We start from the raw sequence: 14,925 nt of genomic DNA on the forward strand, positions 1-14,925 counted from the left end.
CGGCCGTACCGGCGGTTCAGCGGAAGGCGTCGGCGTGCGCGGCGGCCCACTGCGCGAACGTGCGCGGCTCGTTGCCCGTGACCTCGCGTACGGTCGGCAGAACGTGGGACTCGTCGAGCTTGCCGTCGGCGTAGAAGCCGAAGAACGCCTCCACGTACTCGACCGGCATCGAGCCGATCATGTCTTCGCGCGCCTCGGCGTGCGTCTGCCCCTCGAAGCGCAGTTCACGGCCCAGCACTTCGCCGAGGACACGGACGCGATCGGCGGGCAGCAGCGCCTCCGGGCCGGTCGGATGGTAGATGTTGCCCTCGTGGCCGTCTCCCAGCAGCGCCTCGGCCGCCACCGCCGCGATGTCGTACGGGTCCACCATCGCTACGCGCACGTCCGGGAAAGGCGCCCGCACGACGTCACCGCCCGCGCGGATCTGCGGGGCCCATTGCAAGGTGTTGGACATGAAGCCGCTGGGGCGCAGGAATGTCCAGGGCACACCGGACTCCCGCACGGCCCTTTCGGATTCCTGCATATAGCGCGAGATGACGTTCTTGGTATCGGTGGCCAGCACCGCGCTGCCCGAGAGCAGCACGACCTTCCCCACCCCGGCGCGGTCGATCTCCGCCAGCAATCCCGGCATGTCCGCGTAGCCGCTCAGCAGGAAGACGCCGTCGACTCCCTTGAGCGCCCCCACGAGCGACTCCGGGTGATCGAGGTCCCCGGCGACCGGCTCGGCGCCGGCCGGTGGCTCGCTCGTCGCCGGATCCCGTACCAGCGCCCTGACCGCCGTCCCGGACGCGGCCAGCCGCCGCGCCAACTCCCCGCCGACGTTGCCGGTCGCACCCGAGACCAAGATCACAAGGCCGTCCCTCCCTGGGAAGCACGATCATCTTCGAAGGTTCCACAGACCCCGGTCGCGGTCGACCCTTTTGATCATCTTTTCGACACCGGAAACTCTTCTCGCGGTTAAGCCGCCGTTCAGACAGCGGCGGGGCTCAAATGTCAGACCTTCGGGTAATGATCCGTGGTATGAGCAGAGACTCCCATCCGGGGTTGCGGTGCCCGCATTGCCAAACGGCTCTCACGCTCGTCCCCGCCGCGGGGAGCCAACCGTCCGGTGCGCCTTTCGCGCTCGTTCGCGAAGAGGCGTCCCCGCCACCCATCGCCGAAGTCCTGGCTCCCTATGCGGGCCGGGTCAAAGACTCCACGATCGCCATGCGCGGCGCCGCGAAGGCCCGCGCCAGCCTCGATCGCGCCCGGCAGGCCGGATCACAACGCCGGACCACCCAAAAAGCGGCGCGGCGGGCCTTCCGCAGCGCCTGACGCCCGAGGCCGCCGCCCACCCCCGGCGGCCTTCCCGTCAGACCCGCCACCGGCACCGGGGATCGTCACCCGGACGGTCGTGCCCTTCCCGGGCTCGGAGAACAGGTCAGCCCGCCCGCCATGGGCCGCCGCGATCGCCGCGACGATCGGGAGGCCGAGGCCCGCGCCGCCGGACTGGTGTTCGGCGCGGTGAAACCGTTCGAACGCGCGGGCGGCGTCCTCGGGGCTCATGCCCGGCCCCCGGTCGGCGACCTCCAGGACGATCCCGTGGGGCGTCCGGGCCGCCCGGGCGGTCACCGGGGTGTCATCGGGCGTGTGCACCCGCACGTTGGCCAGGAGGTTCGCGAGCACCTGCCGGATGCGGGCCTCGTCCACCACGGCGAGCAGGGAGTCCGGCACGTCGACCTCATGCGATCGGTCCGGCGCGACGGCGGAGGCGTCCGCGACCGCGTCCCTGACCAGCGCCGCCAGATCGGTCTCGGCGGGCTGCAACGACTGCCCGCGGTCGAGCCGGGCCAGCTCCAGCAGATCGCCGACGATCCGGCTCATCCGCTGCGCCTCCTCCTCGATGCGGCGCATCGCGTCCGGCAGCTGGTCGGGGCCGAGGGCACCGTGCCGGTAGAGCTCGGCGTACCCCTGGATCGTCGTGAGCGGCGTGCGGAGCTCGTGCGAGGCGTCGGCGGCGAACTCCCGCACCCGGGCCTCGGACCGCCCGCGCGCCCAGAACGCCTGCTCGATGCGGTCCAGCATCACGTTGATCGCCGCCGCCAGCCGGCCGACCTCGGTGCGCGCGTCCGCGTCCGGCATGCGGGCCCGCAGATCGCCGCCGGTCGCGATCCCGTGCGCGGTCTCGGCCATCCGGCCGAGCGGCAGCAGCCCGCGCGCGATCAGCTGCCGGCCCAGCAGCGCCAGCAGCCCGACCAGCGCCGTCGTCGTGGCGAGCTCGGCGAGCACCAGGTTGCGGACCTCGGAGTTGATCTCCTCCAGCGGGGTCGCGACCACGATCAGGTTGCCGTTGCGCGCGGGCCGGGCGACGGCGCGCAGGCCGGCGAGCGAGAACGGGTCGAGGGTGGACGAGCGGGCCTGGACACCGGAGTAGCCCAGCCGCCGGACCTCGACGACCGCGGGGATGGGATCGGGTTCGTGGTCGCTGAGCACGCGGACCTGGCTCGCCGGCGTCACCGACAGCACGATGAACGGGGCCGGGGCGACCCCCTCGCCGGACAGCCCCGGCCGGATCAGCCGCGCCACCGCCCGGTCGCGCGCGGCCCGCAACTGGTCGTCCACCCGGTCCATGAGATAGCCGTGCAGGAAGAACGCGCTGACGAACCCGGTGATCAGCGACCCGGCCAGCGTCACCGCGAGCAGCCCGGCCGTGAGCCGCGCGTTCAGCGTCATGGCCGCAGCGCGTACCCCACCCCGCGCCGAGTGTGGATCAGCGGCGGGCCGAGCGGATCGAGCTTGCGCCGCAGATAGCTGATGTAGGTCTCCACGACCTGGCCGTTGCCGTGGTGCTCCCAGCCCCAGACCGACTCCAGGAGCTGCGCGCGGGTCAGCACCCGGCCCACGTTGTGCATCAGGTGCGCGAGCAGCCGGAACTCGGTGGGAGACAGGTCCACCTCCACGCCCGCCCGCCGCACGGTCCAGCGGACCTCGTCGAGCTCCAGGTCGCCGACGCGCAGCACGTCGTCGGAGGCCGGCGCGCCGTCGAGCACGGGCGTGCGCGCCGTCCGGCGCAGGACGGCGCGGACGCGGGCCACCAGGGCGTCGATGGAGAACGGCTTGGTCACGTAGTCGTCGCCGCCGAGCGTGAGGCCGGTGACGGTGTCCGAGGGGGTGTCGCGGGCCGTCAGGAAGATGACCGGCACCTCGTCGCCGGCGGCCCGGAGCCGCCGGCAGACCTCGAACCCGTCGAGATCCGGCAACATCACGTCCAGCAGGATCAGGTCCGGCGGCCTGTCGCGGGCCTCGCGCAGCGCGGCGGCGCCGCTGCCCGCGGTCACGGGCTCGAAGCCGTGGAAACGCAGCGCCACCTCGATCAGGTCGCGGATGTTGGCCTCGTCGTCCACGACGAGAACGCGCCGCCGTTCCTCGTTCATGGGCTCCCCGCCGCGTCCGTCCGCCGTCCTCCCGCCGTCCGGCCTCGACGTTACTGCAGCCCGGCGGCGAGGAGAACCGCCCGTCAGCTCGGGGTCGGCCGCGGCCGGTCCTTCGCGCCCGGCACCCGGACGATCTTGGCGGTACGGGCCGTCCCGCTCCGGTCGCCCCACACCACGACCTGGTCGCCGCCGGCCACGTCACCGAGGGCGGCCTTGGCCCGGTTCTTGCGCACCTTGGTGTCGGCGCTCGTGCTCCACGTCCAGCTCACGCCGTCGGCGCTGCGCACGGTCAGGCTCGTTCCGGTCCGTGCCGTGACCTCGCCCCGCTGCCAGGCCATCTCCACGAACTTGCCGTCCCGCCGTACCGTCATCTCGCCGTGCACACCGCGCATGCCGCGTGCCGCGTGCAGGCGCGGATGCCGGTGCTTGTGGCGGTCGGGGGCGGCCGAGGACGACGCCGTGGGCGAGGCGGACGGAGACGGCTTGGCCGCGGCCGCCGGAACGGCGAGGTAGAGACCCAGACCGAGCAGTCCCGCCGCGCCGACCGCCGCCACGCCGGTCTTCCTGTCGATTCTCATGGCCCCAGCCAAGCGACGGGCGCTGCCAAAGGCCCTGGAATTGACTGGGAAATCCCTGGGACCGCAGCCGTTCGCACCGGGGCACGAACGGATCATCCGTCCAGCGCGGCCAATCCTGTGAGGAGCCGCGCGACGTCGAGCCCGGAGGTGAGGTACTCCACGAAGAGCGGGTTGTTGAGCGCCCACTTGGAGCGCCGGTAACGCACGAGGAAGATCGCGTCCTCGGTCGAGTAGCCGAGGGTGACGAGGGCCTGCACCACGACGAGCCCGGAGCGGTTGTATCCCGAATGGCAGCGCACCAGGACCCGGCGCCGGTCGCGGACGGCCGCCGCCGCCGTATCGGCCAGCTCGCAGACCGCCGCGATCTGCTCGGGGACCAGCGGCCCGTCCGGTACCTCGACGCAGTGGTGCTCGACCGCGGCGTCCGGCCCGTGCCCGTCGCGCCGGTAGAGGCTGAGCACGAGGTCGAACTCGGCCGTGACCACGGCGGGCACCGATGCTCCGGTGGCGTCGCGGTACACGTGACCGCCCATCCAGAGCCCGGGGACGATCTCATGCCACGGCGCTTCCGCCTCGGGCGTGCCCTTGCCCTTGATCCGCATGCCATCGCCCCCTGCGGCGAGTACCGACGTAGATCAACTGAGTCCCACCGTAGCCGCCGTACGGCCTTTTTGGACATCTATCGAATAGGAGCGCGGTGCGGCGGTCAGGCCCGGCGGCGGGCCTGGCCGGCGACCAGCGCGACGATCAGCGGTTGCACCGAGCCGATGGTGGCGGCGACGCCACCGGGCAGGCGGTAGGCCGCGAAGAACAGGAGCGGGAAGAACGCGCCGAAGTTGAGCAGGCCCAGGACCGCCGACTTCCACCACCAGGAGCCGAACGGCAGGCGCCGGGTCACCGCCAGCAGGATCAGCCCGGCCGGGAGGGCTCTCAGCGTGGCGGCCAGGAGGGGCCGATCGGGCGGCAGCATCGTGGTCGTGACCACGTAGGTGGTGCCCCAGGTGGCAGGCGCGTAGGCGGTGAGAGCGAGATCCCGGAGGTGGGGGAAGGACGCGGCGCGCGGGGCGGCGATGCTGGCCATGTCGGACGCTCCTCATCAGTTGCTTCATCGTCAAGTAGATGAACGTTGAGATTATTCTCGTTGAGAGGAATGGTCCCCCGGAGGCGGCGGAACCTGCCCTGGACACACATCCCCGGCGCCTTTTTCGTCGTGGAGTCCATGGCGCCGCCCCTCGCGCACCCGGAGAATCTTCGGTCGCGTCGGCATCCTGCGGCGCTCTGGCGACGAGGAGAATCATGCGGAAGGTGACGGGGGCGGCCCTGGCCGTTCTGACGGCGGCGAGCACTCTGGTGGCGATCAGCGCACCGGCCGAGGCGGCGCCGCGCAAGTGCACCGTGGGTAAGTGGCGGTTGACCAAGGCGGCGGGCCAGGTGAAGGGACCCAGCTCAACGCTCAGGTTCGCGGGCGGCCACGGCACGACGCTGCAGCTCACGCCCAAGGGCAGGGCGATCTACACCTTCACGCGCTCGGCCCGTGTGACGGAATACGGAAGCGCCAAGGGCGTGCCGTTCCAGCTGTGGCTGAAGTACGACAAGGGCGTGCTGATCAACGCCAAGATCACCGGCAACAAGAAGGGCACCATCACCCTGCGTCCCAAGACCGCCACCGGGCGGGCCACCCTGCACGGCCGTGTCATGAAGCCCGCCCAGTACCCCCTGAAGAAGCAGTCCTTCACCCATCTCTTCAAGCGTGGCCAGGCCGACGAGGCGCTCGTTCCCCTCCACGTGTCGTTCACCTGCACGGCCAAGACCCTGCGCCTGCACCAGAAGAAGAAGACCAGGACCGGGTACACCACCGTCGCGAACTGGTCGTACCGCCGCATCTAGCCCCCAACATTCGGCAGGCGGTGCGTCCGACGAGGACGCACCGCCAGCCGCGCGTGGTCTCAGCGCCGGATGGTCACCACGTCCCGGGGGGCGGTGATTCGAGCATGGGCACGAGGAACCGGCGGGCCACCGCGGCCAGCTGGCCGTCGTCGTCGAGGTCGATGAGGTGGCTGGGGATGGCCAGGAACGAGGCGGAGACGCGGACCATCAGCTCGGCGACGTGGTCGATGTCGAGGTCGTCCGGCACGTTGTCCGCGCGTTGTTCGTGGCGCAGCTGGCCCGCGACGAACTGCCGGACGGTGGCGACGGTCATCCCGCCGTCCTTGATCAGGGAGGTCACCAGCAGGTCGGGTTCCGTGGTGATCAGTCCGCCGATCAGCGGGTTGCGGCGGATGGCCCGGAGCGAGCTCACAAAGCCCAGCACGACGCGGTCGGCGGCGGTGGCGGCCTGCTGGATCTCGACGAGGAACTGGTCGAAGTAACGGCGGAACTCCCGGCGCACGACCTGCTCCACCAGGGCGTCCTTGGTGGCGAACCGCCGGTAGACCGTGATCCGCGAGACCCCGGCGCGGCGGGCCACGTCGTCCATGGTGGACCGCTGGATGCCCATCCGGCAGAACTGCTCGTAGGCCGCGTCGAGGATGCGCGCGCGGCTCTCGTCCTGGTCGTCGACCTGTTCGACGGCGTCGCTGTACGCGCGTTCGAGCAGCGACTTTTGACCCGAGGCGGTCGCGAGGAAGGACTGCGTAGGTTCCACGTGCTCCTCCTAAGGCGCTTCATTGTGCCTCGCCTGAGGTCTTGTGATGCCCACCACAGTGTGCTGTCATGGGACTCGCGGTCGATGATACGCAGAGGCTTGATCTGTTTCATCGTATCAGGACGGCGCTCTCGGCCCCGAGGAGGAGCGAAGCATGGAGAAACCCAGCAGACGCAACGTGCTGATGGCGGGGGGGACGCTGGGCGCGTTCGGCGCGGTGAGCGCCGCGACGCCCGCGCAGGCGTGGACGTGGTCGCCCAAGGGCTCGGTCGCCGGTACGGGGGCGGGCGCCGACCCGCGTTGGGTGTGGGACGAGGAGGCCGACCCGCTGGTCGCCTCGCTGCTCGACCGGGGCGCCGTACCCGAGGTCAACAAGCTGCTGCGGACCTGGACCAAGAACGGCCAGCCGCTCCCGAGCGGGCTCCCGGCGGACCTGCGCGACTTCATGGAACGCGCCCGCCGCCTGCCGTCCTGGGCCGACCAGGGCAAGCTCGCCACCGCGGTCGGCTTCAACGAGAAGCGCGGCCTCTACCTCGGCGTCACCTACGGCTTCGCCAGCGGGATGATGAGCACCGTCATCCCCAGGGAGGCCCGCGCGGTCTACTACTCCAAGGGCGGTGCGGACATGAAGGACCGCATCACCAAGACCGCCAAGCTCGGCTACGACATCGGCACGTCGAACGCCTACAAGCCCGACGGCGAAATGATCGTGACCTGCGTCAAGACCCGGCTGGCGCACGCGGGCGTCCGCCACCTGCTGCCGAAGTCCCCGTACTGGTCCAAGGTCGCCGACGAGGAGATCCCGATCAGCCAGCGGGACATGATGGTCACGTGGCACAGCCTGCCCACGACCGTCATGCAGAACCTGGTCAAGTGGAAGGTGCCCATCCCCGCCGCCGAGTCGGAGGCCTTCCTGCACACCTGGCAGCTGTCCGCGCACATGCTCGGCATCAGGGACGAGTACATCCCCAAGTCGTGGGCCGAGGCCAACGCGCAGGCCGAGCAGATCCTCACCCCGGTGCTGGCCCCGACGCCCGAGGGCGTCAAGCTGGCCGACATCCTGCTCAACCTCGGCGCCACGATCGACGGGGGCCTGCTCACCAAGCCGATCCTCGGCTCGCTCACCCGCTACGTGCTCGGTGACGAGATCGCCGGCTGGCTGAAGATCCGCAGGGACCCGCTGTGGGACCCGCTCTTCGAGGTGGCCTGGGAGCCCTTCGTCGCCGTCCGTGAAGGGCTGCTCTCCCTGGAGAAGGCGCCGGGAGCCCTCCAGAAGGCCTACTGGGCGTTCGACGAGATCCTCCGCATCGGGGCACTGCTCTTCCTGTCCGAGGGCAAGCTGCCCATCAGCATCGAGATCCCCGACACCAACAACCCGCACCACTGACCGCCGCCGGGCTCGGAATCCGGCGGATTCCGAGCCCGAGGCCGAATCCGGCCGCCGCTTTCCTCCGGGAGCACGGAGGGAGCACGATCACCGCATGACTCCACAGCGCTGGATCATCCTGGGATGGGCTTTCCTGACCCTCGCGGCCATCCTGGCCATCGCATCGACGCAACAGGTCTTCGCCTCGCTCCAGCCCGTGCCCTTCAGGCCCATGGTGCTGAGGGAAGCCGACCAAGGCCCACAGACGATCGAGGCCACCGCGTTCCTGCGCGGCGTGGTCCTGGCGGTCCTGTCCGGCGCCGCGTTCTTCTCCGGCCTGGCCTCGTTCTTCTGGAGCGCCGCGAAACGCCGGGACGACCGGCTGGGAGAGCTTCTCGAACGCCTGCCCAAGTAGGGAGGCGGACGGCGCGGGACGAGTGCCCGCGAGGGCGCTCGGCTCCTCGCGGGCACTCGGATCGTCACAGGTAGTCGCCCAGCGCGGTGTCCGCGTCGGCCAGGGGTGTGGCGCTTGCGGGCTCCTCGGGGATGGTTCCGTACACGAACCGCACCTCCGCGTCCTTGATGCCGCAGTAGTTGGAGATGCCCACGCGCAGTTGCTTGGCCAGCAACTCGTCCAGGCCGTGTTCGGCGTACGACTCGCGTGACTCCCCTGCCAGGCCGAGCCACAACATGCGTTTCCCGTCAAGGCGCGCCTTGCTGCGGCCGTAGGCGAAGCCGTAGTTCCACACCCGGTCGATCCAGCCTTTGAGGATGGCCGGCAGGCCGTACCACCAGACCGGGAAGACCACCACGATGAGGTCCGCCGCGTCGATCCGCCGCATGTGGTCGCGGACCTCGGCCGAGTAGGCCTTGTCACGGTCGGTCCAGTCGGGCTCGTCCTCCAAGGTCATCCGCGGGTCGAAGTTTTCGCCGTGGAGGTCGAGCAGGTCGACGGTGAAGCCGTTCGCGGCCAGCTGTGCGCGGGACCGTTCGGCCACCTGGGCGGTGAGTGAGTCGCGGCGGGGGTGGGCGACCACCAGTAGCGCGTTCTTCATGGGTTCTCTCCTCAGAGCCGGACGAGCATCTTGCCGGTGTTGGCGCCGCGCAGCACGCCGAGGAGGGCGTCCGGTGCGTGCTCCAGACCTTCCACGACGGTCTTCTCGGTGTGCAGGGTGCCGTCGGCGAGCCAGCCCGCGGCCTTGCCGATGTACTCGGGGAAGCGGTCGAGGTGGTCGCTGACCAGCACACCGCGCAGGGTGAGGCGCTTCTTGACGGCGCTGTAGAGGTTGCGGGGGCCGGGCACGGGCGCGTTGTACTCGCTGATCATGCCGACCAGCGCCGCGCGGCCGTGGTCCTTGAACGCGTCGATGGCGGCTTCGAGGTGGTCGCCGCCGACGTTGTCCACATAGACGTCGATGCCCTCGGGAGCATGGTCGGCGAGCCTCTCGGAGAGGGAGCCGGCCCGGTAGTCGATGGCGGCGTCGAAGCCGAAGTCGTCGACCAGCTTCCTGGCCTTCTCCGGACCGCCCGCCGAGCCGATCACCTTGGCCGCGCCGAGACCGCGCGCCAGCTGACCGGCGACGCTGCCCACCGCGCCCGCGGCGCCGGAGACGAAGACGACGTCTCCCTCGCGCACCGGAGCGATCTCGGTGACCGCGAGGTAGGCGGTCAGGCCGGTCGTCCCGAGCGCCCCGAGGTAGTCCTCGGGCCGGGCGAGCCCGGTGTCGATCACCACGGCCTCCGCCGCGTTCAGGACCACGTGCTCGCGCCAGCCGAGGAAGTGCGACACCGTCGCGCCGACCGGGACGCCCGGGTCACCGGAGGCGACGACCTCGCCGACGGCGCTGCCCTCCAACGGCGAGCCGAGCTGGAACGGCGGGATGTACGACTCGGCGTCGTCCATGCGGCCCCTCATGTAGGGGTCCACGGACATCCAGGTGTTGCGGACCAGGATCTGGCCCTCACCGGGCTCCGGCACGTCCACCTGGGCCAGTTCGAAGTTCTCCAGGGTCGGCTCGCCGGTGGGCCGGGACGCAAGGCGGATCTCACGGGAAATCATCAGTGGTGCCCTTCTCAGGTTGTTCCGTTCGATGGCCTCACTGTGCCGACGGGCACTTCAGGTCCCCTGTAGGTCCGCTGTAGGTCGGCGGCTAGCCTGCGTTCATGCGATTCGGGGTACTCGGTCCGCTCGCCGCCTGGACCGACGACGGGCGGCCCGTTCGCCTCCCCGAACTGAAGGTCCGCGCGCTGCTCGCGGATCTCCTCGCGCATGAGGGACGCCCGGCGTCGGTCGACCGGCTGATCGACGACCTGTGGGGCGACCGGCTGCCGCGCAACCCCATCAACACGCTCCAGACCCGGGTGTCGCAGCTACGGCGCGCCCTGGAGGCGGCCGAGCCGGGCGCGCGGGACCTCCTGGTCTCCCAGGCCCCCGGCTATCTGCTGGCGCTCGATCCACAGGCTGTGGACGCGGGCCGCTTCCACACGCTCGTCGACCGGGCCCGGACCACCGACGATCTCGGCGCCAAGGCGGATCTGCTCGCGGACGCGCTGGCGTTGTGGCGGGGCACGGCGTACGCGGACTTCGCCGATGAGGAGTTCGCGCGGCCCGCGGTGACCCGCCTGGAGGACAAGCGGCTCGCCGTCCTGGAGGAGCACGCGGAGGTCCGGCTGGACCTGGGAGAACACCGTCTGCTGGTCGGCGAGCTGGGCGACCTGGTGGCACAGCACCCGCTCCGGGAACGGCTGCGCGCCGTACACCTCCGGGCCCTCTACCGCGCCGGACGGCAGAACGAGGCACTCGCGGCCTACGCCGACCTGCGCGAACGGCTGGCCGAGGAGCTCGGCCTCGACCCAAGCCCAGAGCTCGCCGCCCTCCACAAGGCGATCCTCCGTCAAGACCCCGCGCTAGCCCCGTCCCGACCAATCCCCGCATCCGCCCCTCCCTCTCCAACCAGAGTGGGTCGTTCGGTGGGGAGATCTGGCCGTATGGGTGGCAATCTGCCTGCCTCATTGACGGATCTGGTCGGGCGGGACGGGGAGCTGGAGCGGCTGCGCGGGCTGCTTGACGAGGCGAGGCTGGTCACGCTCATCGGTCCTGGCGGTGTCGGCAAGACGCGGCTGGCCATCGAGGCGGCGAGGGCCGTGTCCGGTGAGGTGGCCGACGGCGTGTGGCTCGTCGAACTGGCCGGGCTCGAACCCGCGTCCGGCGCCACACCGGCCGATGTCGTCGCGACCGCGCTCGGCGTCCGTGACGACGACGCCGAGGCCGATCTGACCGGGCAGCTGGAGAGCGTTCTGCGCGACCGCGGGCCGCTGCTGGTGCTCGACAACTGCGAGCACGTGGTCGAGCCCGTCGCGGCCTTGGCCGAGTCGCTGCTCAAGGCCGCGCCCGGCCTGCGCATCCTGGCCACGAGCCAGGAGCCGCTCGGCCTCGGCGGTGAGACGCTGTGGAACGTGCCGCCGCTCGCGGAGCCCGGCGCCGTACGGCTCTTCGTGGAGAGGGCGACGGCGGCCGCTCCCGGTTTCGAGCTGACGCCGGACAACGCGGAGGCCGTGGCGACGATCTGCCGGCGGCTGGACGGGATTCCGCTGGCGCTGGAGCTGGCGGCGACCCGCGTACGGGCGCTGGGCGTGCACGAGCTGGCCGCCCGCCTGGACGACCGGTTCCGGGTGCTGACGTCGGGGCGGCGCGGTGCCCCGCCGCGCCAGCAGACGCTCCGCGCGGTGATCGACTGGAGCTGGGAGCTGCTGACCGGGCCGGAGCGGACCGTCCTGCGGCGCCTGGCGGTCCATGCGGGCGGCTTCACCCTGGCGTCGGCGGAACGGGTGACCGGCGAGGACGTTCTCGACGTCCTGCCGCGCCTGGTGGACCGGTCGCTCGTCCTCATGTCGGACGGCCCGCGTTACCGGCTGCTCGAAACGGTCAAGGCGTACTGCGTCGAACGACTGCGGGAGGCGGGAGAGTACGAGGAGATCAGGCGCAGGCATCTCGCGTTCTACACCGAGCTGGCCGAACGCGCCGCGCCGCATCTGCGTGGTCCCGGCCAGCGGGAGTGGCTCGAACGGCTTGACCGCGAGACCGCCGAGCTGCGCGCCGCGTTCGAGGGCGCGACGTCCGCCGACAGCGCGTTGCGGCTGGTCAACGCGCTGGTCTGGTATTGGTACCTGCGTGGCAGGTGGACCGAGGCGCAGCGGTCCCTGGAGTGGGCCATCGGGCTCGACGGCGGGCAGGCCTCGGCGCGGGCACAGGCGCTGGCCTGGCAGGCGGGTCTCGCGCTGCTGGGGAGTGACGGCGCCGAACGGGACGAGGCGGCCGCCAGGGCATGCGAGCGGATCGACGATCCGCAGGCGCGTGCGCGGGCCCGCTGGTTCCTGGCGTTCGCCCGGCGCGGTTTCGGCGATCTCGCCCGCACCGTGGAGCTGGTCGAGGCGGCGCTCGGCGAGTTCCGCGCGCTGGACGACCGCTGGGGTGTCGCGGCGGCGCTGAGCGTGCGCGCCACGGTCGGCCGGGCACGCGGGGACCTCGGACGCGCACGGCTGGACGCCGCCGAGAGCGAGGCTGGGTTCCGTGAGCTGGGTGACCGCTGGGGCCGGTTGAAGGCGACCAACACCCTCGGCGAGCTGGCCGAGATCGCGGGCGACTACGACCGCGCGGCCCGGCTGCACCGGGAGGGCCTGCGCATGGCCGAGGAGCTCGGACTCTGGACCGACGCCTCGTTCCGGCTCTCGGGGCTGGGGCGGATCGCGCTGCTCACCGGCGACTTCGCGGCGGCCGACGAGTTCCACGAACGGGCGATGCGACTGGCGTCCGGGCAGTCGAACAAGGTGGCCGAACACTTCGCCGAGGTCGGTCTCGCGCTCAGCGCCCGGCGGCAGGGCAGGTTCGACCTGGCCGAGGCGCACCTGGGCAAGTGGCTCGGCTGGATACGCGGTGTGAAGGGCGAACCGGGCCTGGCGCTCGTTCTGGCGGAGCTGGGCTTCGCGGCCGAGCAACGTGGTGACGCCTCGGCCGCTCTCGCGTACCACCTGGACGGCCTCGCCTCCGCCCGCAAGATCGGCGATCCCCGTGCGGTCGCCCTCGCCTTCGAAGGTCTCGCCGGTGTCCGCTCGCTCGCCGGAAAGCCGGAACGGGCCGCACGGCTGCTGGGTGCGGCGACCGCGCTCCGCGAGTCGGTCGGCGCTCCCCTGCCCAAGGCGGAACGCGGAGACGTGGACCGCATCTCCACCGCCGTACGCGACGCCCTGGGAGACGACGCCTACACCGCCGCCTTCGAAGAGGGTCTCCGCGCAGGGCCGGAGCTACAGGACGAGGAGCTTGCCGGGGCCGAACCGTTCCACGGCTTCCCTGAGTAGGTCGGCGTCTCTGGCCTGCCCCGGCCCGGGGGCGTGCGCCCGGCCGCAGAGGCGGGGCGCCGGCCCTCCGGGCCAGTGACAGGCTCCTCCGACTCCCTTCGTGTGCGGGAGTCACGGGCGTGATTGTGCCCGTCCGCACGCCAAGGCGAATCGTTCAGCAGGGCAAAGAGGTCGTCACAGCTCCTTGAGGAATCCGCCGTCCACGGCGAGTTCCGCGCCGGTCGTGCTGGCCGAACGCGGCGAGGCGAGCAGCGCGACCACGTCGGCGACCTCCTGCGGCTCGACCAGCCGGCCCGTGGTGAGGTTCATCATCTCGGGCGCGACCTTGGTGAGCACGGCGTCGCGGTCGGCGCCGGTCGCACCCGCCAGGATGTCGGCCGCGCCGCCCTCCTCGGTCCACCACGCCGTGCGCACCGGGCCGGGAGACACCGTGTTGACGCGGATGCCCTGCGGGCCGAACTCCTCCGACAGCCCCTTGGTCAGGTTGTTCAGACCCGCCTTGGCGGCGCTGTAGTCGTAGTTCATCGGGCCGGGACGCCGCGCGACGCCCGAGGAGATGTTCACGATCGAGCCCCCGCCCCGCTCCAGCATCGCCGGAATGGCGGCCCGGACGGCGCGCACGACGGAGAAGAGGTTGAACTCGAACATCTGCCGCCAGTCGTCGTCGTCCGGCGTCAGGAAACCGAAACGCGGCAGGGACACTCCAGGCGGCGGGCCGCCCGCGTTGTTGACCAGGATGTCGAGCCCGCCGAACTCAGCGACCGCCCGCTCCACCAGCAGCCCCGGTGCCTCCGGGTCCATGAGGTCCACCGCGACGTGCACCAGGTGCGGGCCGGCGAGCGCGTCCAACTCGGGACTGGTCTTGCGGGAGGCCGCCACCACGCGGGCGCCTTCCTCCAGCAGGGTGCGGGTGATGGCGAGGCCCATCCCCTTCGACGCTCCGGTGACGACGGCGACGCGGCCGGAAAGCTGCAGGTCCATCTGTTCCTACCTCACGAGGTACGGTCCCGTCCCGGTGGACGGGAAAGAGCTCTCGCGTGAGCTCTCATGAGGGGGAACCCCGGCGGACCTACAGTGGTTGCAGTTTCAACCAGAAGTCTCCGGAGCGCGAAGGGCCCCGAGCAGTGCGCGCCACTGGTCGCCGGTGAGGATCAGCGCGGGCCCGTCCGCGCCGTTCTTCGAATCCCGGAGCGCCACCAGACCGGCAAGCCCCGCGACCTCCACGCAGTTACCGCCGTTGGGGCCGCTGCGGCTGCTCTTGCGCCAGACAGCGCCGGTCAGGTCCATCGATTCCCCACCGTTGGTACTTCGCGCCATGGACAAATGTACGTCGTACGTTACATGCCCTGTCGGGCGGAAACATGCGGGGGGACCGTGAACGGACGGGGCCGGGCCGTCAGGAGCGGCTCCGGCCGCGGACCATCACCAGGCCCGCGATGGCGGCGATCACGACCACGCCGGTCGCCACGTTCACCGTGGTCTCGACGGCGCCTCCTCCAGTGAGGCTGACGAAGGCGTTGACGGCGATGCCGGCGGCGAGCACGAGCCAGAGCAGGGCTTTCACGGTTG

15 protein-coding genes and 1 pseudogene are annotated in these 14,925 nt (G+C 71.2%); 4 read left to right on the forward strand and 12 right to left on the reverse strand.

The genetic code is table 11. The features are described from left to right. Positions 1-16 precede the first annotated feature (16 nt). The 6 genes and pseudogenes from ABD333_RS32600 to ABD333_RS32625 all read right to left on the reverse strand — a co-directional run. Complete coding sequence (locus ABD333_RS32600) at positions 17-850, reverse strand: NmrA family NAD(P)-binding protein (protein ID WP_344546382.1); 834 nt, start codon at positions 848-850, stop codon at positions 17-19. Positions 851-1,260: 410 nt separating this feature from the next. Continuing rightward, positions 1,261-2,712: a sensor histidine kinase gene (locus ABD333_RS32605; RefSeq protein WP_344546383.1), complete on the reverse strand. Its 1,452-nt coding sequence runs from the start codon at positions 2,710-2,712 to the stop codon at positions 1,261-1,263. Beyond that, positions 2,709-3,413 carry a response regulator transcription factor gene (locus ABD333_RS32610; RefSeq protein ID WP_344546384.1) on the reverse strand — a complete coding sequence of 235 codons (705 nt, stop codon included), beginning with the start codon at positions 3,411-3,413 and terminating at the stop codon, positions 2,709-2,711. Before ABD333_RS32610 ends, ABD333_RS32605 begins: the two co-directional genes overlap by 4 nt. Positions 3,414-3,496: 83 nt before the next feature. Continuing rightward, on the reverse strand, positions 3,497-3,991 hold the full coding sequence (locus tag ABD333_RS32615) for a hypothetical protein (RefSeq protein WP_344546385.1): 495 nt from the start codon (positions 3,989-3,991) through the stop codon (positions 3,497-3,499). A 92-nt stretch (positions 3,992-4,083) separates the two neighbouring features. Continuing rightward, positions 4,084-4,593, reverse strand: a complete 510-nt coding sequence (locus ABD333_RS32620; protein ID WP_344546386.1) for a hypothetical protein — start codon at positions 4,591-4,593, stop codon at positions 4,084-4,086. Positions 4,594-4,724: 131 nt separating this feature from the next. Next, positions 4,725-5,072 (reverse strand): annotated as a pseudogene (locus ABD333_RS32625) (EamA family transporter); the annotation flags it as partial. A gap of 215 nt (positions 5,073-5,287) precedes the next feature. Between ABD333_RS32625 and ABD333_RS32630 the strand changes: the two are divergent. Further along, a complete protein-coding gene (locus ABD333_RS32630) occupies positions 5,288-5,878 on the forward strand; it encodes a hypothetical protein (protein ID WP_344546387.1) in 591 nt (196 codons plus the stop codon). Between the two features lie 73 nt (positions 5,879-5,951). Here ABD333_RS32630 and ABD333_RS32635 read toward each other — a convergent pair whose 3' ends face one another. Further along, positions 5,952-6,635, reverse strand: coding sequence for a TetR/AcrR family transcriptional regulator (locus ABD333_RS32635; RefSeq protein WP_344546388.1), 684 nt, complete (start codon positions 6,633-6,635; stop codon positions 5,952-5,954). 154 nt (positions 6,636-6,789) lie between these two features. Between ABD333_RS32635 and ABD333_RS32640 the strand changes: the two genes are divergently transcribed. Both ABD333_RS32640 and ABD333_RS32645 read left to right on the forward strand, forming a co-directional pair. Beyond that, complete coding sequence (locus tag ABD333_RS32640; RefSeq protein ID WP_344546389.1) at positions 6,790-8,022, forward strand: oxygenase MpaB family protein; 1,233 nt, start codon at positions 6,790-6,792, stop codon at positions 8,020-8,022. A 94-nt stretch (positions 8,023-8,116) separates the two neighbouring features. Further along, on the forward strand, positions 8,117-8,416 hold the full coding sequence (locus ABD333_RS32645) for a hypothetical protein (protein WP_344546390.1): 300 nt from the start codon (positions 8,117-8,119) through the stop codon (positions 8,414-8,416). Positions 8,417-8,480: 64 nt separating this feature from the next. On the opposite strand, the gene ABD333_RS32650 is transcribed toward ABD333_RS32645, so the two are convergent. Next, entirely contained in the window at positions 8,481-9,056 is a 576-nt protein-coding gene (locus tag ABD333_RS32650) for an NAD(P)H oxidoreductase (RefSeq protein ID WP_344546391.1), read from the reverse strand. A gap of 11 nt (positions 9,057-9,067) precedes the next feature. Continuing rightward, complete coding sequence (locus tag ABD333_RS32655) at positions 9,068-10,060, reverse strand: NADP-dependent oxidoreductase (RefSeq protein ID WP_344546392.1); 993 nt, start codon at positions 10,058-10,060, stop codon at positions 9,068-9,070. A 104-nt stretch (positions 10,061-10,164) separates the two neighbouring features. On the opposite strand from ABD333_RS32655, the gene ABD333_RS32660 reads away from it, so the two are divergent. Continuing rightward, a complete protein-coding gene (locus ABD333_RS32660) occupies positions 10,165-13,356 on the forward strand; it encodes an AfsR/SARP family transcriptional regulator (protein WP_344546393.1) in 3,192 nt (1,063 codons plus the stop codon). Positions 13,357-13,530: 174 nt separating this feature from the next. Here the strand turns inward: ABD333_RS32660 and ABD333_RS32665 are convergent, their stop codons facing one another. From ABD333_RS32665 to ABD333_RS32675, 3 genes are all read right to left on the reverse strand, one after another. Further along, a complete protein-coding gene (locus ABD333_RS32665; protein WP_344546394.1) occupies positions 13,531-14,337 on the reverse strand; it encodes an SDR family NAD(P)-dependent oxidoreductase in 807 nt (268 codons plus the stop codon). Between the two features lie 105 nt (positions 14,338-14,442). After that, positions 14,443-14,643 carry a DUF397 domain-containing protein gene (locus ABD333_RS32670; protein WP_344546395.1) on the reverse strand — a complete coding sequence of 67 codons (201 nt, stop codon included), beginning with the start codon at positions 14,641-14,643 and terminating at the stop codon, positions 14,443-14,445. A gap of 109 nt (positions 14,644-14,752) precedes the next feature. Beyond that, complete coding sequence (locus tag ABD333_RS32675; RefSeq protein ID WP_344546396.1) at positions 14,753-14,920, reverse strand: hypothetical protein; 168 nt, start codon at positions 14,918-14,920, stop codon at positions 14,753-14,755. Positions 14,921-14,925 lie beyond the last annotated feature (5 nt).

It is taken from the genome of Actinomadura fulvescens, from assembly GCF_039533225.1.
Lineage (GTDB): Bacteria > Actinomycetota > Actinomycetes > Streptosporangiales > Streptosporangiaceae > Spirillospora > Spirillospora fulvescens.

Coding starts and splice junctions, on each gene's coding strand:
- ABD333_RS32660 (WP_344546393.1), top strand. CDS start 10,165: ATGCGATTCGGGGTACTCGGTCCGCTCGCCGCCTGGACCGACGACGGG.
- ABD333_RS32665 (WP_344546394.1), bottom strand. CDS start 14,337: ATGGACCTGCAGCTTTCCGGCCGCGTCGCCGTCGTCACCGGAGCGTCG.
- ABD333_RS32640 (WP_344546389.1), top strand. CDS start 6,790: ATGGAGAAACCCAGCAGACGCAACGTGCTGATGGCGGGGGGGACGCTG.
- ABD333_RS32645 (WP_344546390.1), top strand. CDS start 8,117: ATGACTCCACAGCGCTGGATCATCCTGGGATGGGCTTTCCTGACCCTC.
- ABD333_RS32620 (WP_344546386.1), bottom strand. CDS start 4,593: ATGCGGATCAAGGGCAAGGGCACGCCCGAGGCGGAAGCGCCGTGGCAT.
- ABD333_RS32630 (WP_344546387.1), top strand. CDS start 5,288: ATGCGGAAGGTGACGGGGGCGGCCCTGGCCGTTCTGACGGCGGCGAGC.
- ABD333_RS32670 (WP_344546395.1), bottom strand. CDS start 14,643: ATGGACCTGACCGGCGCTGTCTGGCGCAAGAGCAGCCGCAGCGGCCCC.
- ABD333_RS32610 (WP_344546384.1), bottom strand. CDS start 3,413: ATGAACGAGGAACGGCGGCGCGTTCTCGTCGTGGACGACGAGGCCAAC.
- ABD333_RS32605 (WP_344546383.1), bottom strand. CDS start 2,712: ATGACGCTGAACGCGCGGCTCACGGCCGGGCTGCTCGCGGTGACGCTG.
- ABD333_RS32615 (WP_344546385.1), bottom strand. CDS start 3,991: ATGAGAATCGACAGGAAGACCGGCGTGGCGGCGGTCGGCGCGGCGGGA.
- ABD333_RS32650 (WP_344546391.1), bottom strand. CDS start 9,056: ATGAAGAACGCGCTACTGGTGGTCGCCCACCCCCGCCGCGACTCACTC.
- ABD333_RS32655 (WP_344546392.1), bottom strand. CDS start 10,060: ATGATTTCCCGTGAGATCCGCCTTGCGTCCCGGCCCACCGGCGAGCCG.